A 22,227-nucleotide genomic window follows, 5' to 3' on the forward strand; every position below is an offset into this window, starting at 1 on the left:
GCTATACGTAAAAACTGCCTTGGGCATCTCTCTGTAGGACCACCATGGATCTCAGCGAAATAATGACAAGGTTGGCTGAGGTGGCCAAGTCCGTCCCCGTGCACTACAGGGACGGCCTCCTGGGCTCTATGACCACGCAGCCGCACCCTATAGCTAAGGTTGCCTTTGACATGTTTCAGAACCTTAATGCTAATGATCTGGACCTCTACGAGCCTATCAGGGAGCTCGAGCAGGAGGCCATAGAGGAGCTGGGCAGCTACGTGGGCTGCAGTGGCTGCAGGGGCTACATAACCAGCGGCGGCAGCGAGTCAAACTTAGCGGCCCTCTACCTCGCAAGGGAGCACGGCCTTGAGAGCGTCTACTACACGGCCGCCGCACACCACTCCGTAGCGAAGGCCGCCAGGCTACTGAGGATGAAGGCGATAAGCGTCGGCATGAAATCATACAAAATGGACGTCGACTCCCTTCGCTCCCTTTGTAGGGTGAACGGCCCAGGGGTCGTAGTGGTAACTGTCGGCACTACGTCGATGGGCCTCATAGACCCGGTTGAGGAGGTCTCTGAGGCCGCGGAGGAGTGCGGCTCCATCGTACACGTAGATGCCGCCCTTGGAGGTCTCGTGGCCCCGTTCATATACCCGGGGAGAAGGTTTGGCTTTGAGAACAGCTCGGTAATGAGTGTCACCCTTGACCCCCACAAGCTGGGCCTGGCACCTCTCCCTGCCGGAGGGCTCATAGTCAGGGATGAGGGCTGGCTGAGGCCCCTTTACTTTGAGGCCAACTACTACCCTGCTGGGGTCCAGCTGGGCCTCCTTGGCACCAGGAGCGCGGGACCCATAGCTGCCACGTGGGCCATAACCAAGTACATGGGCAGGGAGGGCTACGCGGCGCAGGCGAGGGAGCTCATGAACAGGACCCAGCGCCTAGTTAAGGGCGTTAAGGGGCTCGGCCTTAAGATGCCCGCTGAGCCCGAGGTACCCGTAGTCTGCATCGAGAGGGATGACGATGTGAGCCTCCTCAGGGCCCTCAAGTCAAGGGGGCTCTACGCCTACAGGTGCGGCCTCGTCAGCGGGCTAAGGGTTGTAGTCATGCCGCACGTAACCGATAAGCTGATAGATAAGTTCATAAGGGCCCTCGGAGAGCTTACGCGCTCTAGCTAGGCCCTTGCACCTTCCGTGGCTGTTTCAATTTTTCATATAGGTATAGAGTGTCATTGCAACCAACGCCTACAGGAGGTATGTGACCGAGTACTCAAGGTGTGAGGTCCCCGGGGTAACCCTGAGCGCCCCCAGGCCCGATGAGACCCCGAGCGGGGCGCGGGGGAACAGGGGTGAGGTGATGACTGTAAAACAGTGAACCCGTGTAGGAGCTGAACCCCTCTCCAGGCCTGGCAGTCACATGGGCATTGATATTAGGCCCCTGTCTATCAGCGCGTCTATCTTCTGCCTGACGGTGCCGATTATCTCCCTGGCCCTCTCCAGCTCCTCCCTGTAAGGTGTCGTCCTCCTGGCGACCCCCTCCTCAACAGCTTTAACTGCTATGGCAGCTGCAACCCTCGGGTAGACCTCCCACTCCTCCATGGTCGGAAGTATCCTGCTTTCGCTTATGCCCCCGTTCTCCTCGGCAAATCTCGCGAGCTCATAGGCTGCCGCCACGGCCATCGTGTCAGTTATGGTCTTCGCCCTCACGTCAAGGACCCCCCTGAAGACGGCTGGGAACACGAGGCTGTTGTTGACCTGGTTTGGGAAGTCGCTCCTGCCGGTAGCTACTATCCTCGCCCCCGCCTTCTTCGCCTCCGAAGGCCATATCTCGGGCACTGGGTTGGCGAGGGCGAACACTATGGCGTCCTTGTTCATCCTTGACACCCACTCGGGCCTTATGGTGCCGGGCCCTGGGGCCGAGGCGGCAACGACGACGTCGGCCCCCTCGAAGGCCTTTGAGACGGGGGCATCTGATGGGAGGCCCCCTCCACCGGTCTCAATGGCCATCCGGTACTGATAGGGGTCTGTGAACATCAGCTTGTCTATGTCCTTCATCTCAGGGTGAAGAATGCCGTATTTATCAACCACGACTATATGTGAGGTCTTCACGCCCACCGCCTTTAGCAGCCTGTAGAAGGCCGTGTTGGCAGCCCCAGCGCCAAATATTACTATCCTCACGTCCTGAAGCCTCTTGCCTACGACCTTGAGGGCGTTCGTGAGGCCCGCCAGCTCTACGGTGGCGGTCCCCTGCTGGTCGTCGTGCCACACGGGTATGCTGAGCTTTGACCTGGCCTCGTCAAGTATGGTGAAGCACTTGGGCTTCTCTATGTCCTCGAGGTTTATGCCGCCGAAGGAGGGCTCTATGAGCTGGAGAAGCTCAACGAACTTAGCGACATCGCTGGCCCTGTGCACAATTGGCACGGCGTCAACGCCTCCCAGGTACTTGAAGAGAAGCGCCTTCCCCTCCATCACAGGGTAGGCGGCCTCGGGGCCCACCTTGCCGAGACCGAGGACTCTGGTGCCGTCGCTGACCACGGCGATGGTGTTCCACCTTGACGTGAGCTCGAAGGAGAGGTCAGGGTCCTTGCTTATGAGCTTGCTGACTGCGGCAACCCCGGGCGAGTACCAAACGGCGAAGTCCTTCATGCCCCTGACCGGCACCTTGGGCAGCACCTCTATCTTGCCGCTGTAGAACCTGTGCATGTTAACGCTGATGGTATACCATTGGTCTGAGGCCGGCTCTCCCTCTGACACTTCAGCCACTCTCCTCACGAAAAACGTGTACTGGCAAGTTTTTCTGCTTTTCCATTACATGTTATTTTATAACTTAAAAACAAATAAAAATGTTATTAGAGCTCCTGCTTAAGCCATGCTGTTGGCTGAGCGAGAGAATATCACTGTAGTTGTTGGACTGAGGTAGCCTTTGAGGAGGCCTCCGCTGAGCTGCGGCTGATACTTTGGTATGACCCAGTACTTCATGAGTGGCAAGTATATCAGCCCTGAGACAGTAAATGAGAGCAGCCAGGAGCCGTCGAATAGCAGCGCGTGGTACGGTAGAGGCGCATAGATCAACAGCGCCACAACTACGAACGTTATTACGGCAGCAGGGTTTATGCCGTGCCAGTACCTGAACATGCCGTCGCTCCTGAACACGTCTGCCAGGTCGAACTTGAACCTCCTTATGATAGCATAGTCAAATATTATGACGCCCTCTATGCTGCCCAGCAGGCCCCCGTAGGTCAGGAGCCAGTTCTGGATGTAGCTGTAGGCGTTGCCGTAGTAGCTCCAGGCCCCTATACCTATGCCTATGGCTATAAGGGCCAGGGAGCCCTTGAACCAGCTCATGTACTTCGGGAAGGTGTTAGCTATGTCATACGCTGGGCCGACTGCGTTGGCGAAGGCGTTCACCAGGAAAGTAGCCAGTATTATAGATAGCAGCACGAAGTAGGCCAGCGGCCTGGCCATGTGGAGCGAGGCGAGCACCACGGGGTCCCATATGGCCTCGCCATAGAGCTTATATGCGGCTGAGGTGGTCATAACCGAGAGCGCTGCCACCACAAGCATGAGGAAGGGCATCGCCGCCTGCCCGTAGGCATGGGACCTCTGCGACCTCGCAAACCTGGTATAGTCAGGCATCGTTAAGGCCATTGTGGCCCAGAAGGCTATGTTGGCGTTGAGGAATACTAGGAGGCCGAGCCACGTGAAGTGGCCTGTGGAGGCCAGCGCCGAGAGGTTGACGGACCAGTTGGCGGCCGACATGAAGTAGACCCAGAGCGTAAAGAAGGCCGCCATCACTATGGGCCCCCCTACCCTTGCGAGCCACCTGAGCGCTGGCTGGGACTTCACTATGGGTGACAGGTAGAACGCTAAGATCTGTGCGCCTATCACCGCCGCAAAGGTGGCCCAGAATATCGAGGGGAAGTCCTTCGCGAGCACGAAGGGGTAGTCCGAGAAGTGGGCCACAGTGTAGGCTATTGACGAGGCCTTGCCTGTCGAGATGGCGTAGATGGCGGTTGCGGCCTCAGTAATGATGTAGCTCTCTATGCCCCACCAGCCGGCCCCTATGACGGCCCTGACCCAGCTCGGGAAGATCGCACCGTAGGTGCCCCACCTGGTCCTCGTCAGCTGGGGCTCAGCTATGCCGTACCTGGCTCCTCCGTGGGACTGTATTAGCATTGGAACTAGCACTATGGCGTTCCCTGCGAAGACCGTAAGTATAGACTGCAGCGGCGTCAGGCCATAGATGAGGCCTATGCTCGCAAGCGTCCACGAGGGCACTATGAAGGCCATGGAGACCCATATCAGGAAGTAAGTTATAGCGCCCCAGTTCCTGCCCGATATGGGCACGGGGTGTACGTCAGGGTTCCAGAGGGAGCCCTCGTGAGGGAACCCCCTGGTCAGCTCAACCTGACCCCTGCCCGGGTCGTACCTAGTTATTGAGATGGTGTCAAACTCAGGAGTGTCTGACCCTCCAGCTGACGGGCCACTCAGTTCCCTAGCCAAAATGCCTTCTCTCGCCTGTTACTTAGGTTATTTATAAGCGTTTCTGTAGTGAGGGCGGGGGTGCCTTAAGGCAATCTGTATCGTGGACGGGACTACCGCCTAAGCCATGATCGCACCTCTTGAACAAGTTACCTATGTCATGCAAAGCAGCGTCGCACACCCAAGGCCTACGCCAGCTCTCAGCAGGCTGTGACTCTAAGCCTACGATACCTTAAGGCGTTGAGGTTCTGATCCGTTACAAGGCACCCACGTAAATTTATAGAAAGTCTAAACCTCTAGATCAAGTTCGTCTATCTAATGCAGTGCACCTAACTTTGAATAGCCCTATGCAGAGCTCAATAGATCGACCAGTAAGCCCTACGGTCGAATGCATGGAACCTAGCAGCTCTATTAGTAATTTACTAAATATTTTGAATCTAAAAATAACACATAACCTGGGGGCCTCCGGCTAGAGCAGTCGCCAGGCGCCTCTAGGTGAGCTTCTTGGATGGTGTTACCTGCGCTCTCTCGAGGCCGGGCCCAGGGACTGCAGGTAACACGCTGAGGGCAGCGGGGGCCTGGGTCAGGGCCCTGACAGCTAGCTGGCGCGGGGCCCTGCTCACTTCCAGGCAGCAACAGCGTATTACCAGGTGGCCTGTAGCCCTCCGCGCCAGGCCAGGTACCTTAAGCCGCCGTGTGCTACTGCGGCCTCCATCAGGTTGCTTAACTTTTCACTAACATTTTTGATTTGGAGTTAACGCGCACTTAACTCGCCCCCAGCCTTGGGCTGCCTATCGTTTAACTGGAGTTAAGTTCAGGTCCTTGACCTCCAGGTTAACCCATGTGGCCCGGCCCGCCGGGGCCGGCGCAAGGTCAGCAGTCGGCTCACAGCCCCTGATGGGGATCCCATGGTAGCCCAGCCGGGCTGCGGCCGGAGCCCCCTGCAGGGCAGCCTGCTAAGGACGCTTGCCATCCTAACGGCATGTGCAGCCTCAAGTGTAGCCATCTATAGACCTGTAGGTTTACTGGCCGGTTAACTAACCTATTGACAAGCCCGCGTATCAAACAGAAGGCCGCAGAAGGCCCCGCGTGGGGCCTAAGCTCTTTAGCCTAAAGACCCTTACAGCCCGCAAGTGCCTAGGCAGCCGACAAGCCCTTACAGCTTAACCCTTTTCATCTTCCGCGCGAGCCGCTGCCTAGGGTGCAGGCGTGAAGTTTGGAAGCTCCTCCGAGGTCCCAGCGCAGGACGTCTCCCAGCTGCTCCCTGGCACGAGGGGGGTCTACGTCCAGTGGCTCGTGAGCAGGGCTGACGGCTCGGAGAAGATTGCCCTGAGGAGGTTCCTGGTCAAGCCGCATGCCATCATGCCTTATCACAAGCACAAGTACGTGGAGGCTGTCTTCATGCTCAGGGGCAGGCTCAAGGTTAACATAAACGGCATTGAGAGGGTGCTTGGCCCTGGGGACTTCTTCTACACGGGGCCCTATGAGCCCCACAGCATAGAGAACCCCTCTGACGAGGAGGCAGAGTTCATCTGTGCCATCAGCTATGAGGACGACATGTCCCTTCAGCCGGTGGAGCGGGGGCCTTAATGGCGCCACTTCTTTCAAAAAGTTAATAAGAAAACCTATTTTTAGTTTCATAAATAGGAGTTAACGAGTTATTTAAAAGCGTTAGCGGCGCTATGCCTTTAATTATAACCGTAAAAAGCCTAGCTTCTATAGAGAAGCCTGCGGTGTGGAGCGGTGCACACCTCTAGGCGTTCTGTAAGTGGTACAGTAATAGCTATAATCGTGATTGTAGTAGTTGTAGTGGCTGCGGTAGGAGGCTACGCCGCCTACCTGGCCACCAGGCATCACCCTGTGACAACTACGACGACTACAACTACGACGACGACTACTGTAACGACTCCCGTAACTACGACAACTACCACGCCGGTAACGTCAGTTACGTTCTACACCTGGTGGTCAACTGAGGGCAAGATAGCGCTGAACCACTTCATACCTGTGTTCGAGCAGTACAACCCGCCGTACACGGTCTCCCTTGAAATAATACCCGGTGCCGGCGGCACCAACGCGAAGTTCACAATAGTTGGCATGATGGAGGCTGGAAAGCCTCCGGCCGCCTTCCAGGTGCACTTCGGCCCTGAGATGGCGTCCTACGCGCTGATAACCTCACCTAAGGACTTCGTCAACTTCACCCCAATAGCAGTTAAGATGGGCCTGTGGACCGGGGCCGTCACCGAGGCCCTCCTCAGCGGCACATTCAATGGCAGCATGCTCTCAATGCCAGTGAACGTGCACAGAGGGGACCTGCTATACATCAACATAAAGCTGCTCAGGGAGTATAACCTGCCCCTGCCCACAAACCTCAGCACCCTGATATACGACACCGTGCAGCTGGCGCAGCACGGAGTGACGCCCTGGATGGTTCCAGGGGCTGATGGCGGCTGGGACCAGCTCAACCTGTGGGAGGACATATTCCTGTCCCTCGCAGTTCAGAAGTATGGCCTAGCCGGCGGCGCTAGGCTCTACAATGAGTTCGCCTATGGCACTATAGACCTTGCTAACACCTCAATACAGCAGCTCATCAACGAGACTGACGAACTCTTCGTCAACTTCACCTCATATGATTACCCAGGCTGGCAGAGCCTGACCTGGACCCAGGGGCTGAGCGACCTGATAGAGGGCAATGTGGCCTTCCAGGCGAACGGGGACTGGCTCACTAACTACGCCTACGACTTCTACAACGTAACAACGTACCCAGCAGTTGAGCCCTACATAAGCTGGCCCAACGTGACCGTCGTCGTTGAGCCGTTCCCAGGGACCAACGGCACCTATGCCCTAGTGATAGACTCCGTTGGCGTACCGCAGCCCTACCCGACCACCGAGGCAGGCATAAAGCTGGCTGAGTTCTGGGCCTCCTACCTTGGGCAGGAGACCTGGACTAAGTGGAAGGCCACAACCTACTGGAAGAACGCCACGGACTACTTCAACACCCCAGAGCAGTGGTGGAGTCACGAGCAGCTGGTGAGCACGCCTGCCGACCAGTTCGTGTACCAGCTCTCCGACGGAGGCCTCTTCGATGACGTCTTCGGCTCCTGGATAGCGCAGCTGCTGGCACTGCAGGAGACGGGCTCCGCCTACATACCTGCATACAACGCACAGCTCGCCTCACTAGTTCACAGCGAGTGCAATGACTGGGTTGCCGCCGGCAAGATAGGCCTCGGCTACCTGGGCATAGCAGGGCAGCCGTTCGCCGGCTACGTGCCGCCGTGGGTCATAGTGCCAGGGTACTACTTCAACTCAAGCTACGTCTGCCCGACCTACACTCTCCCATGATTTAAATAAATAAGTGACTTTTCTAATCTTTTTCTTGTTTTTTAAACCTTTCAGCTAGCCAAAGGTGTGTTTATAACCCCCTATAGCTCATCTCGCTTAAGTAGAGGCGAGAGGGCTTCTATGAAGAAGGGCCATGGCGAGGAAGCTAAAGCCAAAACTAAGGAGGGGAAGGGTATCGGCAAGAGTTACATTCAGCTGGGCCTTATGGTGTTGCCTACCCTCTTCTTCAGCGCGTTCCTTATCTACATAGTTGCTTGGAACCTGTGGCTCTCAACGCTTAACTGGTCGCTGCTTCACAGCAAGCCCTCCTTCGTTGGTTTTGGAACGTACGCAGCCGTCTTTAAGGGCCTCTTCTTTAAGGTCTCCATTTACCATTCAATGATATTCTCCATTGGCCTGGTGGCCATAGGCGACGCCGTCGGCCTCCTGCTGGCTGGCCTTCTGTACTACCTTCCTAACACCCAGCGCGCCGTCTACCTCTCAATCTTCCTCTACCCGATTGCCATTTCTATGGCGACCAACGGCCTCATATGGGACTGGCTCTTTAACCCAGAGCTCGGCTTCGGCTGGCTCACGTCGCACATAGGCCTACCCCGCCTGAACCCGCTGGCAACGGCCACCTCCACGACGCTTTCTATGTTCCTTGTGGAGTTTTGGGCCTACACAGGCCTCGCCGTGCTGTTCTACCTCGCCTCCTTCATGAGCGTTGACAAGTCCATAGTTGAGGCGGCAAGGATAGACGGCGCTGGTGGCTCTAAGATACTCTTCAGGATACTTGTGCCAAACTCCATGAACGGCTTCATCGTTGCGACCGCGCTACTCTTCCTCTTCTCCTTCAGGATGTTCAGCCTGCCATTTGTAATAGGTGGAGGACCTACGAACCTGGACCTCATGACGCTGGTTGAGTACGTCTATTACCAGTTCTACACGGAGTTCTTCAGCGAGTCAGCGGCCGCCTCGACAATTATCACTGCAATAGCGGCGGCCGTCATTATACCATATGCTGTTTATGGCATCAGGAAGTGGGTAATGAGGGGGTGATGTAAATGGCCTCATACAGGACTAGGCTCGCTAAGTATGTGATCCTCCAGCTGGTTGGCGCGATTGCGATAATATTCTGGCTCACACCCCTTTACGCCATGTTAATTGACGGCTTCAAGACAAACTTTGAGGCTACTGTAACGTCAGTGTTCCAGCCGCCTGTAAGGCCTACGCTATCTGCGTACATAGCTGTCTGGAACAGCATGAAGTTGCCTCTGATTAACAGCCTGATAGTAACGGTCCCGGTCACGCTGCTCTCGGGGGTACTTGGAACTATGGGGGCCTACTTCTTCTACGTGCTCGGGGAGAAGCACCCAATAGTAGGCAACACCGGCTTCTCAGTGATATCCCTGGCCACGTTCCTCCCCGTGGAGTCAGTGTTCCTGCCGCTCTACCGGTTCGAATACGCCTCGCACATGGTGAACACCTACTGGGGGCTGATGTTTGCTTACCTGCTCTTCTACATCCCCACCGCGGCGCTCCTCATGTCAATATTCATGCCAGTGGTGCCCAGGTACCTGATAGAGGCGGCAAGGATAGACGAGGCCGACCACTGGACCATTTTCTGGAAGGTCGTGTTCCCCCTTATAGTGCCTGGCTTCCTTTCAACGCTGATCTTCGTCTTCGTTATGTCGTGGAACAACTTCTTCCTGCCGCTCACCCTGACCACGACGCCATCTATGAGAATGGTGCCCGTGGAGGAGAGGTACTTCACTGGCGGCTATGGAACCCTTTACAACGAGACCTACGCCGCCGCCGTTCTAGCCTCAATAGTGCCCCTGGCAGTCTTCATAGTCCTCGGAAGGTACTTTATACGCGGGCTCGCCGCCCTGGGAGGCGGAGCTAAGGGGGTGTAACCATGGCGTCGGTGAGAACAGAGAACCTCAAGAAGATATTCAAAAAGAGCAAGTCAGAGGTCCACGCAGTTGACGGCATAACCCTCACAATACCGGACGGACAGGCCTTCGGGGTCCTCGGCCCCAGCGGCCACGGCAAGACAACATTCCTGAGGCTGGTGGCAGGCCTTGAGGTCCCAACTGACGGCAACATCTACTTTGACGATGACCTTGTGTCAGCCCCCGGGAGAATTGTAGTCGAGCCAGAGCACAGAGGCATAGCCATGGTGTTCCAGCTCTGGGCCCTCTACCCTAACATGACAGTTTACGACAACATAGCCTTCCCGCTCCGCAACGCCGGCGTGCCCAAGAGCGAGGTAGACAAGAGGGTCAGGGAGATAGCTGAGGAGCTCGGCCTCACCAGGGTGCTTGACCACTACCCTAGGGAGATAAGCGGGGGCCAGATGCAGAGGACAGCAATAGCGAGGGCCCTGGTAAAGAACCCAAGGGTGCTCCTGCTCGACGAGCCCTTCAGTAACCTGGACGCTGCCATGAGGGACGGGGCCAGGGCCCTGGTGAGGAGGATCCAGAGGGAGAGGAAGCTGACCACGATAATAGTGTCCCACGACCCGGCGGACATATTCTCAATAGCAGAGGTGGCAGGGGTCATAATTAACGGCAAGCTAGTGCAGGTGGCCCCGCCAACTGAGATATATGACAAGCCAGCCAATGAGACGGTGGCAAAGCTGGGAGGCGATATAAACGTTATAGATGTCAAGGTCTCTGATGGGATTATTTACATCTCAAACTCGGTCAAGCTGCCGTCGCCGATCCCCAAGCTGGAGGGTAAGTTCAGGCTCGGAATTAGGCCCGAGGACCTCATGTTGAGCGACTCGACAGACGCGCCTGGGATGACCCTAGTGGGCAGGTTTAAGGTGAAGGTTTCAAGCTACGTCGCTGGCATATTTAGGACCCTAGTCTCGCCAACCGACGATGACTCCATAGAGATACTTGTTAACACCAATGGTTACGTAGAGCCAGGGTCTGAGAAGAACCTGCTCGTGAGGCTCCCTAAGGTTAAGGTCTTCAGTGAGAAGGGCGAGAGCCTGACGTTGGCCAGATCCTGACCTCAATGTAAGCTTTAAGCCTCAAATGCCAGAAGCTTTTGTAGTGATGTAACGACGGTAAGCTGAGCGACAGGCGATGAAGAGCGTTCACCCTTACTGAAGCTTTGCACTATTGTGAGCCTTCTTTTATGTCATCGGTTTCCCTCGTTATCTTTTTAATCCCAAGTCCCCGCAGGTCCCCTGAACCCAGGAGGAGGATGAAGGGTGTCGAAGCCCGATTACGTGCTGTTTGAGGTCCCAGACGACCTAGCTGAGGACGTGTATAAGCTGGTTACGAAGGCCAGGGAATCTGGCAAGTTAAAGAAGGGCACAAATGAGACTACGAAGGCTGTGGAGCGCGGCGTTGCAAAGCTAGTTGTAATAGCCACTGACGTCGACCCGCCTGAGATAGTTGAGCACCTGCCGTTGCTCTGCGACAGCAAGAAGATACCGTTCGTCTACGTCCCAAGCAAGAAGAGGCTTGGGGAGGCCGCCAAGATAGACGTGGCGGCGGCCAGCATAGCAATTGTTGACCCAGGCGAGGGGGCGGAGGACCTCAAGAAGATAGTCGACAGGGTCAAGGACCTTAGGGCTAAGTCCGGCAAGTGAGGTAAGTAAGGCATGCCAAAGGGTGAGCCTGCAACCTTTACTCAGGTCGTAAGGATAGCCAACACCGACGTGCCCGGTGAGGACACGCTAATCTACGGCCTTTCAAGGATTAAGGGTATAGGCTACACCACGGCGCTTGCCATAGCAAGAAAGCTTGGCGTAGATCCTACCACGCACATAGGGTACCTGCCCCCCGACCTCCTGAAGAAGCTCGAGGATGCCATTAACGACCTGACGCGCCTTAGCCTGCCCCCGTGGCTTTATAACAGGAGAAAGGACTATGAGACGGGCCAGGACAAGCATCTAGTTGGCGCAGAGCTGATGTTTGCAGCGAGACACGACATAGACAGGGAGATAAGGATGAGCTCGTGGAAAGGCGTTAGGCACAAGCTGGGCTATAAGGTGAGGGGTCAGAAGACCCGCACAACCGGCAGGACTGGTATGACAGTAGGTGTCAAGAGAGCAGCTGCTCTCCCAGGCGCTGGAGGAGAGGGCGGCAAGGTGAGTGGCAGTGGGGGATCCCAGGAAAAGTAGGCGTAGGTGGATAAGCCCAGGACATCCATGGATTAAGGACAGGCTCCAGCATGAGCTGGAGCTGATAGGAAAGTACGGGCTGAGGAACAAGAAGGAGGTCTGGATAGCTGAGTCAGTAGTCAGGAACTTCAGGCTCAGGGCGAGATCGCTGCTGGCCTTGCCAGAGCAGGAGAGGTCCACAGCTGCTAAGAGCCTGCTCGACGCCCTCTACAGGCTTGGGCTCGTCGGCAAGGACGCCGTGCTAGACGACGTCCTGGGCCTCACGGCCGAGAACGTCCTCGAGAGGAGGCTCCAGACGCTGGTCTATAGGAAGGGTCTGGCGAAGACCCTGCACCAGGCAAGGCAGATGGTAGTGCACGGCCACATAGCCATTAATGGAAGGCGCGTCACCAGTCCAGGCTACCTGGTGCCTCGCGACGAGGAGGACAAGATAGAAATAGCCCCAGGGAGCCCGCTGAGGGCGGCCCAGGAGCAGCAGGTGGGTGGTCAGAGTGTCGCTCAGGGAGCTTAAGTGGGGCGTGGCCCACATCTACAGCAGCTTCAACAACACCATAATACACATAACAGATATGAGTGGCGCCGAGACGGCGGCAAGGGTATCAGGGGGCATGGTGGTTAAGGCTGACAGAGAAAAGCCCTCGCCCTACGCAGCTATGATAGGTGCTGCCAGGGCCGCCCAGACAGCGATGGACAGGGGAATATCTGCCATCCACATAAAGGTGAGGGCCCCTGGAGGCCATGGACCTAAGACGCCTGGGCCCGGCGCCCAGGCTGCAATAAGGGCCCTGGCCAGGGCCGGCTTCGTAGTAGGCAGAATAGAGGACGTGACCCCAGTACCCCACGACACCACAAGAAGGCCAGGCGGCAGGAGAGGAAGGAGGGTCTGAGGGGGCCTACCACCTTTGCTATTTTATTTTCTGCATTATTTAAAATACTTTAAGCTTTTCCTCTCGCGCTGAAGCCCTTTCGACACCCTTAATAACTGAGCGACCTTTCTAACTGCAGGGAGAATGCAATGGCTGAACAGAAGGTCGACATAGTGGAGCTCAGCGGCAGCAGAATTACTGTTACCATGGAGGGCTTCCCAGTGGCCTACGGCAACGCTCTAAGGCGCCTCGCGCTGTCGGATGTCCCCACAATGGCTGTCGACTTCGCGTACTTCTACGACAATGAGAGCAGCGTCTATGATGAAATCATAGCGCACAGGCTGGGCCTAGTGGTCCTCAAGTCTGATGAGGCCCTGAGGAAGTACGGCCAGCCCGAGGAGTGCGCTGGCGCCAGCGAGAGTGACTCCCACTGCTACGCCCAGGTCTACCTTGAGTACGAGGTACCTCCAAGCTCCTCCAGCGGCGTTTACGTTAAGGCCTCAGACCTTAAGATCTCAGACCCCGACGTGAAGCCAGTCTACCCAGACACCCCTATAGTTTACCTGGCCCCGGGCCAGAGGATACACTTAGCGGCCTACGCCAGGCTCGGGAGGGGCTACGAGCACGGCAAGTGGAGCCCAGCCGCAGTGTCGGTCCTCAGGTACTCAGTCTTCGTTGACTTCAACCCGTCAAAGATGACGAAGGAGTGCCTGGACTGCATCTCAGCCTACCCCGACCTCCTCAGGGCCGCTGAGGAGGGTAAGCCGGGAAGGCTTGAGCTCAGCTACAAGGAGAACACCAGCGCGCTGAGGTACTGCGAGTCCGAGGCCTGTAGGGGGGCGCTGAGCGTCACCTACGATCCCTCAAAGCTCTACCTGACCGTTGAGTCTACAGGCGCGCTGGAGCCAGCAAGAATTATATGGGAGGCCACCAGCTGCATAACCAGAAAGACAGATAAGCTGTTAAAGGAGCTCGATGAGGTGCAGGTTGCGGAGGCTGAGCAGAAGTGAGGAGGGTCGTAACAACAAACGAGGCGCTGCACGAGACTCTCAAGGCGCTCAGGTCGAAGGCCAGGGAGAGGCCGGTGTTGGACAGGGTCGCTGAGCTGCTCTCAAGGCCTGCTAGGAGGCGCCCCGAGGTCAACCTGAGCAAGATAAACAGGTACGCCTCTGACGGCGACATAGTGCTGGTGCCAGGCAAGGTGCTGGGGTCCGGGAGGCTGAACAAGAAGGTGACCGTTGCAGCTTTCACTTTCTCGGCCGGGGCAGCCGAGAAGATAGCTTCGGCCGGCGGAAGAATTTTAACCCTTAGAGACGCGGTCAGCGAGGTGCAGGACTACAGCAAAGTTAAGATAATAGTGTGAGGTGCGAGCGGCTTGCAGACTCAGGCTAACGTTGAGGAGCTGGTGATCGATGGCAGCGGCGCCATATTGGGCAGGCTGGCCTCCTACGTAGCTAAGCAGCTACTCAGCGGCAAGAGCGTTATAATTGTCAACGCTGACAAGGTCGCTGTAAGCGGTAACCCCACTAGGCTCGTGCAGTTCTACAGAAGCACGGTGCTCAGCGTCAAGTCACACCTGTCCGAGAAGTGGAGGCCCAAGAGGGCCAGGAACCCGCAGCTGCTGGTCAGGAAGGCCGTGAAGGGCATGCTGCCCAAGAACGACAAGGGGAGGGAGGCGCTCTCAAGGCTGAAGGTCTTCGTGGGCGTGCCAAAGTGGCTCTCAAATAAGGCTCCCCAGAAGCTGCCCGATATCATGACCGTGGAGAAACTAACAAAGTCTAAGTACGCCACACTCGCAGAGATAGCCAGGCAGCTAGGCTGGTCAGGGTGATATTCATGGCTGAGCAGGCTGGCCAGGGGAGCAAGACGGAGCAGGTAGGACAACAGGTGCTGATATCTATTGGCAAGAGGAAGACAGCCACAGCAAGGGCATATATAAGACCTGGGAAGGGGCGCGTGAGGGTTAACGGTATCCCCATAGAGATATGGCCTGTTGAAGTGGCCAGGCTCAAGATGAGCGAGCCTCTCATAATAGCCGGCGATGCGGTAAGAGGTCTTGTCGACATAGACGTCAGTGTGAAGGGAGGAGGCTTCATGGGTCAGGCCGAGGCCGTCAGGATGGCAGTTGCTAGGGGTCTTGTTGACTTCTTTGAGAAGTGCGTCGCAAGCAGGGACAGCTGCGACCAGAGCAAGGCGATTGCGCAGAAGTTGCGCAACCTCTACATGGAGTACGACAGAACTATGCTTGCTGGCGACCAGAGGCGCACGGAGCCCGAGAAGTACATGAGGTACAGCGCTAGGAGGAAGTGGCAGACCTCCTACAGGTGATAGTTTTGCTTCCACCTGTAAGGTGCATGACCTGTGGCGCCCCCCTTGGGCACCTCTGGGAGGAGTTCCGCAGGAGGGTAGAGGCTGGGGAGGACCCTGAGAAGGTCCTTGACAGCCTAGGAGTTTATAGGTACTGCTGCAGGAGGACCCTCTACACCAGCATCGTTTATATAGAGCAGGTCGCAAGCTACAGCACAGTAAGGCTGAACAGGCTCAGGGCTGAGGGTAGGGTGAGCGAGGAGTGAGTGAGGACAGGGAGGAGCCATCTGAGGAGAGGGTTGTCGAGGGCCAGCAGATAAGCGAGGCTGAGGAGCAGGGCCTGCTGGTCCCCTCGGAGCTCTACAAGAAGGCCGGCGTAGTATACGGCACGCAGATATGCACCAAGTACATGAGACAGTTCGTCTACAAGGTTCTCCCAGACGGCTTCTACCTACTTGACGTTAAGAAGATAGACGAGAGGATAAGGATAGCAGCGCGCTTCCTGGCCTCCTTTGACCCCGCTAAGATAGCTGTAGTTGTCACCAGGATCTACGGTCAGAAGCCTGTAACCACCATGTGCGAGAAGCTCGGCTGCAAGGCCGTCGTTGGGAGGATAGTGCCAGGGATCTTCACGAACCCAAAGCTTGACATATACGTAGAGCCAGAGGTCGTGGTTGTCACAGACACTAGGACCGACAGGCAGGCAGTCGTTGAGGCCTCGAAGATAGGGGTCCCCGTAGTGGCCCTCGCGGACACGGACAGCAGGATTGAGGACGTTGACCTAATAATACCTGCTAACAACAAGGGAAGGAGAAGCCTAGCACTTGTATATTACCTTCTGACAAGGGAGATCATGAGAAGCAGGGGGCTGCTACAGCCTGGTCAGGAGCCCCCGTTCACGTATGAGGACTTCATGGCCGGCAAGGTAATCGAGGGACAGTGATAAAAGCGTCGCTCGTCCTCTGTTCTATTTTATAGTTAAACTGTCCATGTCATTGTTGTATACCTTAAGGTCTAGCTTTAGCATAGGAGCTTGGGGCTCCTGCTCGCCTTTACAGCTCGCACTTGCTCCTGAGCACCGCCAGTATATCCCTTATGCTCTCTGTCTCCTGAACTATAGCTAGCAGCTTCCCTGCGCTGCGCTCCTCCTTGGCCATCTCGCTGGCCGTGCGCTCGACCAGGTCAAGTCTTATCATTACTAGGTCTATCAGCTCGCGCGGGGTCCTTGAGTGCAGGTCCTCCAAAGTGGGCACCCCCTTAAGACTGTTAGGTAAGGCTAACATAAAACGCTGCAATTGTTGAGCATTCCTCGTGTCACTAATTAATTTCGTGCTCAATGATATGCACTACTACAAAGCTTAGGAGCTTGCAATACACGAGACAAACAAAAGCTATTTAGATATTTTAAATAATGTTGTGAGGACGACGTTGTTTTTATCAATTTTATTTAACTTACTAACTTATTAATCACCAATTTAGCGATGCGCTTATTGAAGCCTTAAACAGAGGCGCTGTGTGTGAGGTGGAGGTCCCTAGGCGTGACCAGTGAACACCAACTAATGAGGGTAAGCGCCTAGGGGCGGACGGCAAAGCTTAAAAGGATAGGGGGTTTAACACTTTGCAGGGCCTTTAAATAGGGGGTGGGGGCTATGGAGAGCTTGACGCAGGAGAGGCTACCAGAGGACACACCAAGGGTCATTGGGCGCCACGTGTATGGAAACCTCAAGGGATGCCGCAACTACGATGCCCTGACAAACCCTGCCGTAATTGAGAGGGTGCTCCGCGAGGCCGGCAGGGTCGGCAGGATGACAATACTTGACGTCAAGAGCTGGAAGATAGGTGAAGGCGTAAGCGCCGTTGCGATAGTCCTTGAGAGTCACATAACAATACACACGTGGCCGGAGTACAGGTTTGCTACCGTAGACGTTTACGCCTGCGGGTCGCAGAGCAACCCTCTTAAGGCCTTCAACTACATAGCTAAGGTGCTGGAGCCTGAGGACGTCGTAATGGGCTCCGCCGACAGGAGCCTGGAATAGGTCCTTCTGCGGCCCGTTTCCCTTCCCTGAAGAGGTTTTTGAACTAAGATCGCCCGACAAGCCGTTTGCCCCTCGCCCTCACCTCAATCATCTGCTTATTCACTATCGAGCGCGGGACCCCCACCTCGCCCGCGCCTCATAGGCAATCAGTGTGGGTATCATGGGCAACCGTCAGGCCAGCGGCGGGGGCATCTACGGCCCTCATCCCCCTCGCCCTTGGGGCAGCGCCCCCATCAGGCGAGAGGTCATCCACTCAGCCTGTTGCGGACGTAATATTATATAGTGATTTCCTATTGATGTGAAAAAGGGTTCAGCCCGCCTCCTTTAGAAGGGCTGGGATCTCTGAGATCTTATCAACGAAGACTCCAACGAGCACCCTCTTTCCTAATGACTGTAAGCCTTCAACCATGATGGGCCCCATGCGGAACGCTATAACGACATCAACGTCTTTTAGCGCCTGCAACACGGCTAGGTGCCACCGCGCATGCTCAGGGTCAGTCTCATGCTCCTCATGTGCGCCGTGCCTTTTGTGCTCATGACGAGGGTGCTCAACGTTAACAGTGCGGCACTCCCTGTTGATTATGTTGCCGCTGCTATCGTCCACTTCTAGCACCAGGAAGAGCCCTGACCTAGGCCCATGAGGTGACATGCCTATGCAGTCATCAGTGGGTAAAGCCACCTTCATATTCTCACGTGTATCGAATAAGCGAATTAAATTTAAAAACCTTAGCTTATACTGAAGGGCGTCTGACCTCCTCCCCGCCCTGAAGAGCGAGGGCTCCCTTAGGGCGGCTCATAGGTTCGCGGTTTACCGCCTTCACCTTCATCACCTCAAGGCTGGCGGGCGCATATGCGCCCGCCCCGCTCGTCCAGCGGCAGGCCATGGGCTGGGCCTTCAGCCCTTTACCCCTACCCCTCGCCAGGGTTGCCCTCCTCCCCTCCCCCAGCTCCCAGGGGCTCGGGGATATGTGGGGCCCCTGTTGGGGCATCCCCTTGCGGGGACACTATTTGCTTCATGCAACTTTAAGTGCTCAGATGTTCTATGTTTTACCCCGCCCCTGGAAGGGGCGAGGCTTGCCTCCCACTTTTGTCAACGCTAAAGGCCTTGCAGGCCCCCATAGCAGAAGGGGGCTTTTTAGTGCGGTCTCACACGGGTTTGATGCTGAGCACTATTTTGATCACAACGCGACAGGGGACTAAGCGGGCACCCTGCGGTATAAAGGCTGTGTAAGCTCAACGGGACGCTGCCTAAGTTGTGCTAAGCCCTGGCCTTAGAAGCGCACACTACATAGCCGTGCTCTGCTTAGCCTTGTAGTATCTGCTTTATCTTATCAAGGCTCTCCTTCAGCTTGCCGTTCTCGGCCGTTAGCTGCTCCACCTGCCTCTTTAGGTCGTTTATTTGCCCCTCATACATTTCCTTGCACCTCTCCTCATTTATATATGGAGCTATATTCACACTGTCAAACACTAGCTTCTTCTCAGCCTCGTCGAAGTGAAGGGTAACAGTTATCCTAACAAGGTCAAGCTTGCTGAGCTTCCTCTTCTCAACTATCTCATGGTAGAGCTCCTTGTTGAGCTGGGCTATGTCCCTTATAATGACGTCCTTCGGAATGTACTTGCCCAGTGCTACGAGGGCCACCCTCCTAAGCTTGTCGGCGTACCTCGCGGCTATTATGACACCCGTCGATATCTGGTACTTGTTAGCGCCTAGCACGGAGCCCCCGGCTACTGTCACCTCGTACTCCTCGGCCCTCTCGAGGTCCCTGGACACGCTCTCGTCGTGAGAGGGCCCTTCGGCGCTCACATGACCCACCACTTTTTAAAATAAAGTTAAAGGCTCTTAAGCTTTTATGTGTTGAAGTTTTGCTCGCCAGCCTGACCGTCACAGAGCTCATATACCTTAACCTTTCTGCTGCCCTCCATTGTATAACGCGCGCAGACCGTGCCACTTAGCTCAAGGGACCTCAGGGCCGAGTAGACCCCCCTTAGGGTGTATTGCGACATCTCCTTCCATATGCTATAGGCTGTGAGACCTCCCCTCCTCGACAGCAGGCTTATTATCATGCTTCTGAGCATCGTTGTGCCCCCTACCTTTGTCTTCCTCTGTAGCGACCTCCTGAGGCTCCCAGTGATTAGTGCGATGCCGTTACCTTCGACGGCGGCATATGAGTACGCCGAGGCCGCCAGGAACTTCATGTAAATGCCCCTTTTGGCCAGCCTTACCTGCGACTTCACGACCTCCTCCGGCTCTATCTCAGCTAACCTGATAGACTTTGACAGGCCGAGCATTGATGGCGTGGGGCTCCCCTTCACTATTACAGCGACTACCTCAAGAGGGGGCGAGCCAACAAGCTCGTCTAGGCCTTCTGCGACTGAGATTGCTAAAAGCCCTGATGAGGAGGGCACGTAAACGGCCTCCGCCCTCGGCTGCGCCTCAGCGAGCTCAAAGGCTATAGTCTTAAGGCCCTCGACGCTAAGGGGGTTCTCGTAGTAGAGGTCTGGGGCGGCGTCAAACTCTATGGAGCCTCCTAAGGACGCTATTTCCACCACATCATATGGGTCGAGGCTCTGGGGGTCTGCCACAACCGAGATGGCAGAGCCCGCCAGTCTGGCGTAAAAGGCCATAGAGTAGGCGAAGTCGCTCTCGTACCTGACCCTGTAGATATCCCTGACTATGTTGCTCACGACAGCCGAGGAGGCCCTGTCAGCGTAGCTCCCAGTTGGGTTCCTGGTCTCCAGCTTGCTCATGACCTCGCCTATCTTCACAAGTGGGGTCAGGCCTTCGCCGTAGCTTACAACTCTCGCTGGCTTTACTGCCATCATATTGACGTAGCGCCACATGCTGGCGTAGCCGCTATTGACGTCGAGCCTAACTTCATGACACTTGAACATGAGCGGCGACCCGCACCGAGGGCAGCGCATCATGTTATGATCATCTGAAACAAATCCGCACCTGGGACAGCGGAGCTCGCACCTCATCAGGGCGCTACCTCCTGCTGCGACGTCGGCTAGCCCTTAATGCTTGTACATGCTGTAGACATTAATATATACATTCATGAATATAGTGTAGAAATTCTGGCCCACCATAAGTTTAATGTGTGAGATTATGTCAACTGACGGAATAGGGGGTAAGGCAATACTGATCCCCCCGCAGGTCTCCTACCTAATCGCCCAGGCCGAGAAGGACCCCACAGCCTTCTGGGAGTCTGTTGCAAAGGAGGAGACAAACCTAATCTACTGGAAGAGAACGTGGGACAAGGCGTTTGAGTGGGAGCCAGGGAAGCCCTACAGGTGGTTCGTAGGCGGCATAACGAACGCCCACTACAGCCACGTAGATTACCCCATCGAGAAGGGATTTGGCAACAAGGCCATTTACATCTACGAGAACGCGGAGCTCGGCGTAACCAGGACGTATACCTTCCTGCAGTTCGACGACATGGTCCGCCGCTACGCAGCTGCCATGAGGGCCCTCGGCGTGAGGAAGGGCGACAGGGTGCTCCTCTACATGCCCACCAGAGTTGAGGCCATAGCGGTGCTTCACGCCGCCGCCAGGATAGGGGCTATCGCTACATCCGTTTACGCTGGCTTCTCAGCAATGAGCCTCAGGGATCGCATAGAGCTCACCGGGGCCAAGGTCATCTTCACGCAGGACTTCAACGCAAGAAGAGGTAAGCTGATAGACCTCAAGGGGGTGGTTGATGAGGCCCTCAGGTCAATGGAAAGGACCACGGTTGAGAAGGTGGTGGTGCTTAAGTCTGAGTACACCGAGAAGGAGCCCCAGATGCAGGGCAACCGCGACATGCTCTTTGAGGAGTTCCTTGCAATGAGCAAGGAGGGATCGCCTGACGTTGAGTGGGTCGAGTCCAACGAGCCCCTGCTCATAACTCCCACCTCCGGCACTACCGCAAAGCCTAAGCCTGTTGTTCACAAGCACGGCCCCTTCCAGGTCCACGTGGTCACAATGGGCAGGTGGGTCTATGACCTCGGCCCTGAGGACACGTGGTTCATAACTAGCGACGTGGGCTGGCAGGCGGGCGTCAGCTACATGGTCTGGGGCGTTCCAGTATTTGGGGCTACAAGCATTGTTTACGACGGCACCCCTGACTACCCAAGGCCTGACATGTGGTGGGATGTCATAGAGCGCAACAGGGTCACGAAGCTATGGATATCGCCCACAGGCATAAGGCTGCTGAGCAAGTACGGCACGGAGTACGCAAGGAAGCACGATCTCTCGAGCCTGAAGGTGGTCTTCAGCGCAGGGGAGCCCCTGAACCCTGAGCCCCTGAGGTGGCTCATGAACGACGTCCTTGACGGGAGGGTGCCGGTGATAGACCACTACTGGCAGACCGAGACCGGAGGGCCAGTCGTTGGAAACCCCTACGGCATACAGATGATCCCAATAAAGCCAGGCAGCGCCGGCATACCTTTGCCTGGCATCCTAGGCATGGTAGTTAACGAGGAGACGGGACAGCCGGCGAAGCCGGGAGAGAAGGGGGTCTTCGTGGTAAGGAACCCATTCCCAGGGTACACCTCTGAGCTCTGGCAGGACTACCAGTGGTACCTCAGGTCCTACTGGGAGGCAAGGCCGCAGCTCAAGGGCATAATATACTCCGGCGACGCAGCCATGGTCGACGAGGACGGCTACATATGGTTCCTCGGGAGGGCTGACGACGTTATAAAGATATCAGCTCACAGGATAGGCACGTTTGAGCTTGAGAGCGCCCTGGTCTCACACCCGGCAGTCGCAGAGGCCGCAGTGATAGGCGTGCCAGACCCAGAGAGGGGGCAGGTGGCCGTTGGCTTTGTGGTGCTCAAGGAGGGCTACAGGCCCAGCGAGGAGCTGAAGAGGGAACTCATAGAGCACGTGAAGAAGACCTTCGGCCCCATAGCGGTCTTCAAGACAATAGAGATCGTTAAGGCCCTGCCCAAGACTAGGAGCGGGAAGATAATGAGAAGGGTCATCAGGGCGGTCTACCTTAATGAGCCGCTCGGAGACGTGTCAACACTTGAGGATGAGAGCGAGGTGGAGGAGATCAAGAGAGCCATAGAGCAGTTCAAGAACGCCATGAAGGAGAGCGGCAGCGCTTGACGCC

Annotated in this window: 24 protein-coding genes; 18 read left to right on the top strand and 6 right to left on the bottom strand. The window is 56.2% G+C overall.

The features are described 5' to 3' along the window. Positions 1-44 precede the first annotated feature (44 nt). Positions 45-1,157 carry an aminotransferase class V-fold PLP-dependent enzyme gene (locus SE86_RS06055; RefSeq protein ID WP_117354713.1) on the top strand — a complete coding sequence of 371 codons (1,113 nt, stop codon included), beginning with the start codon at positions 45-47 and terminating at the stop codon, positions 1,155-1,157. A gap of 234 nt (positions 1,158-1,391) precedes the next feature. On the opposite strand, the gene SE86_RS06060 is transcribed toward SE86_RS06055, so the two are convergent. After that, positions 1,392-2,732, bottom strand: a complete 1,341-nt coding sequence (locus SE86_RS06060) for an NADP-dependent malic enzyme (RefSeq protein ID WP_117355161.1) — start codon at positions 2,730-2,732, stop codon at positions 1,392-1,394. Between the two features lie 108 nt (positions 2,733-2,840). Continuing rightward, a complete protein-coding gene (locus SE86_RS06065) occupies positions 2,841-4,481 on the bottom strand; it encodes a cytosine permease (RefSeq protein ID WP_174221344.1) in 1,641 nt (546 codons plus the stop codon). Between the two features lie 1,188 nt (positions 4,482-5,669). Between SE86_RS06065 and SE86_RS06070 the strand changes: the two genes are divergently transcribed. The 15 genes from SE86_RS06070 (at position 5,670) to rpsB (ending at position 16,041) form a co-directional block, all read left to right on the top strand. After that, the gene (locus SE86_RS06070; RefSeq protein ID WP_117354715.1) at positions 5,670-6,050 is read left to right on the top strand and encodes a cupin domain-containing protein; all 381 of its coding nucleotides are present in this window, start codon (positions 5,670-5,672) and stop codon (positions 6,048-6,050) included. Positions 6,051-6,203: 153 nt separating this feature from the next. Further along, entirely contained in the window at positions 6,204-7,799 is a 1,596-nt protein-coding gene (gene glcS / locus SE86_RS06075; RefSeq protein WP_148666792.1) for a glucose ABC transporter substrate-binding protein GlcS, read from the top strand. A gap of 189 nt (positions 7,800-7,988) precedes the next feature. Continuing rightward, entirely contained in the window at positions 7,989-8,840 is an 852-nt protein-coding gene (gene glcT, locus SE86_RS06080; protein ID WP_117355162.1) for a glucose ABC transporter permease GlcT, read from the top strand. A 5-nt stretch (positions 8,841-8,845) separates the two neighbouring features. Next, positions 8,846-9,697, top strand: coding sequence for a glucose ABC transporter permease GlcU (gene glcU, locus SE86_RS06085; RefSeq protein ID WP_117354717.1), 852 nt, complete (start codon positions 8,846-8,848; stop codon positions 9,695-9,697). Between the two features lie 2 nt (positions 9,698-9,699). Beyond that, positions 9,700-10,803, top strand: coding sequence for a glucose ABC transporter ATP-binding protein GlcV (gene glcV, locus SE86_RS06090; protein WP_117354718.1), 1,104 nt, complete (start codon positions 9,700-9,702; stop codon positions 10,801-10,803). Between the two features lie 204 nt (positions 10,804-11,007). Further along, positions 11,008-11,391 carry a 50S ribosomal protein L7Ae gene (gene rpl7ae / locus SE86_RS06095; RefSeq protein WP_117354719.1) on the top strand — a complete coding sequence of 128 codons (384 nt, stop codon included), beginning with the start codon at positions 11,008-11,010 and terminating at the stop codon, positions 11,389-11,391. A 12-nt stretch (positions 11,392-11,403) separates the two neighbouring features. Beyond that, complete coding sequence (locus SE86_RS06100) at positions 11,404-11,925, top strand: 30S ribosomal protein S13 (RefSeq protein ID WP_117354720.1); 522 nt, start codon at positions 11,404-11,406, stop codon at positions 11,923-11,925. After that, positions 11,903-12,436 (top strand): 30S ribosomal protein S4, encoded by a 534-nt coding sequence (locus SE86_RS08225; protein WP_117354721.1) that lies wholly within the window; start codon positions 11,903-11,905, stop codon positions 12,434-12,436. The genes SE86_RS06100 and SE86_RS08225 overlap by 23 nt, the downstream gene beginning before the upstream one ends. Next, positions 12,417-12,812 carry a 30S ribosomal protein S11 gene (locus SE86_RS06110; protein ID WP_174221345.1) on the top strand — a complete coding sequence of 132 codons (396 nt, stop codon included), beginning with the start codon at positions 12,417-12,419 and terminating at the stop codon, positions 12,810-12,812. Before SE86_RS08225 ends, SE86_RS06110 begins: the two co-directional genes overlap by 20 nt. Positions 12,813-12,940: 128 nt before the next feature. Beyond that, positions 12,941-13,801 carry a DNA-directed RNA polymerase subunit D gene (locus SE86_RS06115; RefSeq protein WP_117354723.1) on the top strand — a complete coding sequence of 287 codons (861 nt, stop codon included), beginning with the start codon at positions 12,941-12,943 and terminating at the stop codon, positions 13,799-13,801. Further along, positions 13,798-14,154 (top strand): 50S ribosomal protein L18e, encoded by a 357-nt coding sequence (locus SE86_RS06120; protein WP_117354724.1) that lies wholly within the window; start codon positions 13,798-13,800, stop codon positions 14,152-14,154. Before SE86_RS06115 ends, SE86_RS06120 begins: the two co-directional genes overlap by 4 nt. A 12-nt stretch (positions 14,155-14,166) precedes the next feature. Next, on the top strand, positions 14,167-14,622 hold the full coding sequence (gene rplM / locus SE86_RS06125) for a 50S ribosomal protein L13 (RefSeq protein ID WP_117354725.1): 456 nt from the start codon (positions 14,167-14,169) through the stop codon (positions 14,620-14,622). 5 nt (positions 14,623-14,627) lie between these two features. Beyond that, the gene (locus SE86_RS06130; protein ID WP_117355163.1) at positions 14,628-15,119 is read left to right on the top strand and encodes a 30S ribosomal protein S9; all 492 of its coding nucleotides are present in this window, start codon (positions 14,628-14,630) and stop codon (positions 15,117-15,119) included. 5 nt (positions 15,120-15,124) lie between these two features. Continuing rightward, positions 15,125-15,364, top strand: a complete 240-nt coding sequence (locus SE86_RS06135) for a DNA-directed RNA polymerase subunit N (RefSeq protein WP_117354726.1) — start codon at positions 15,125-15,127, stop codon at positions 15,362-15,364. Positions 15,365-15,414: 50 nt separating this feature from the next. Continuing rightward, positions 15,415-16,041, top strand: a complete 627-nt coding sequence (rpsB, locus tag SE86_RS06140; RefSeq protein ID WP_117355164.1) for a 30S ribosomal protein S2 — start codon at positions 15,415-15,417, stop codon at positions 16,039-16,041. Positions 16,042-16,150: 109 nt separating this feature from the next. On the opposite strand, the gene SE86_RS06145 is transcribed toward rpsB, so the two are convergent. Next, a complete protein-coding gene (locus tag SE86_RS06145; protein WP_117354727.1) occupies positions 16,151-16,342 on the bottom strand; it encodes a hypothetical protein in 192 nt (63 codons plus the stop codon). Between the two features lie 405 nt (positions 16,343-16,747). On the opposite strand from SE86_RS06145, the gene speD reads away from it, so the two are divergent. Beyond that, positions 16,748-17,134, top strand: a complete 387-nt coding sequence (speD, locus tag SE86_RS06150) for an adenosylmethionine decarboxylase (protein WP_117355165.1) — start codon at positions 16,748-16,750, stop codon at positions 17,132-17,134. Between the two features lie 310 nt (positions 17,135-17,444). Here speD and SE86_RS06155 read toward each other — a convergent pair whose 3' ends face one another. The 3 genes from SE86_RS06155 to SE86_RS06170 all read right to left on the bottom strand — a co-directional run bounded on the left by SE86_RS06155 (position 17,445) and on the right by SE86_RS06170 (position 20,113). Next, complete coding sequence (locus SE86_RS06155) at positions 17,445-17,819, bottom strand: NifB/NifX family molybdenum-iron cluster-binding protein (protein WP_117354728.1); 375 nt, start codon at positions 17,817-17,819, stop codon at positions 17,445-17,447. A gap of 618 nt (positions 17,820-18,437) precedes the next feature. Further along, complete coding sequence (locus SE86_RS06165; RefSeq protein WP_211096532.1) at positions 18,438-18,938, bottom strand: single- stranded DNA-binding family protein; 501 nt, start codon at positions 18,936-18,938, stop codon at positions 18,438-18,440. A gap of 44 nt (positions 18,939-18,982) precedes the next feature. Then, on the bottom strand, positions 18,983-20,113 hold the full coding sequence (locus SE86_RS06170) for a pyridoxal-phosphate dependent enzyme (RefSeq protein WP_117354730.1): 1,131 nt from the start codon (positions 20,111-20,113) through the stop codon (positions 18,983-18,985). Between the two features lie 127 nt (positions 20,114-20,240). Between SE86_RS06170 and SE86_RS06175 the strand changes: the two genes are divergently transcribed. After that, positions 20,241-22,223, top strand: coding sequence for an acetate--CoA ligase (locus SE86_RS06175; protein WP_117354731.1), 1,983 nt, complete (start codon positions 20,241-20,243; stop codon positions 22,221-22,223). Positions 22,224-22,227: the final 4 nt, after the last annotated feature.

It is taken from the genome of Acidilobus sp. 7A (assembly GCF_003431325.1).
Lineage (GTDB): Archaea > Thermoproteota > Thermoprotei_A > Sulfolobales > Acidilobaceae > Acidilobus.

Coding starts and splice junctions, on each gene's coding strand:
- SE86_RS06115 (WP_117354723.1), top strand. CDS start 12,941: ATGGCTGAACAGAAGGTCGACATAGTGGAGCTCAGCGGCAGCAGAATT.
- speD (WP_117355165.1), top strand. CDS start 16,748: ATGGAGAGCTTGACGCAGGAGAGGCTACCAGAGGACACACCAAGGGTC.
- SE86_RS06170 (WP_117354730.1), bottom strand. CDS start 20,113: ATGAGGTGCGAGCTCCGCTGTCCCAGGTGCGGATTTGTTTCAGATGAT.
- SE86_RS06175 (WP_117354731.1), top strand. CDS start 20,241: ATGTCAACTGACGGAATAGGGGGTAAGGCAATACTGATCCCCCCGCAG.
- SE86_RS06055 (WP_117354713.1), top strand. CDS start 45: ATGGATCTCAGCGAAATAATGACAAGGTTGGCTGAGGTGGCCAAGTCC.
- SE86_RS06100 (WP_117354720.1), top strand. CDS start 11,404: ATGCCAAAGGGTGAGCCTGCAACCTTTACTCAGGTCGTAAGGATAGCC.
- SE86_RS06130 (WP_117355163.1), top strand. CDS start 14,628: ATGGCTGAGCAGGCTGGCCAGGGGAGCAAGACGGAGCAGGTAGGACAA.
- glcU (WP_117354717.1), top strand. CDS start 8,846: ATGGCCTCATACAGGACTAGGCTCGCTAAGTATGTGATCCTCCAGCTG.
- glcV (WP_117354718.1), top strand. CDS start 9,700: ATGGCGTCGGTGAGAACAGAGAACCTCAAGAAGATATTCAAAAAGAGC.
- SE86_RS06155 (WP_117354728.1), bottom strand. CDS start 17,819: ATGAAGGTGGCTTTACCCACTGATGACTGCATAGGCATGTCACCTCAT.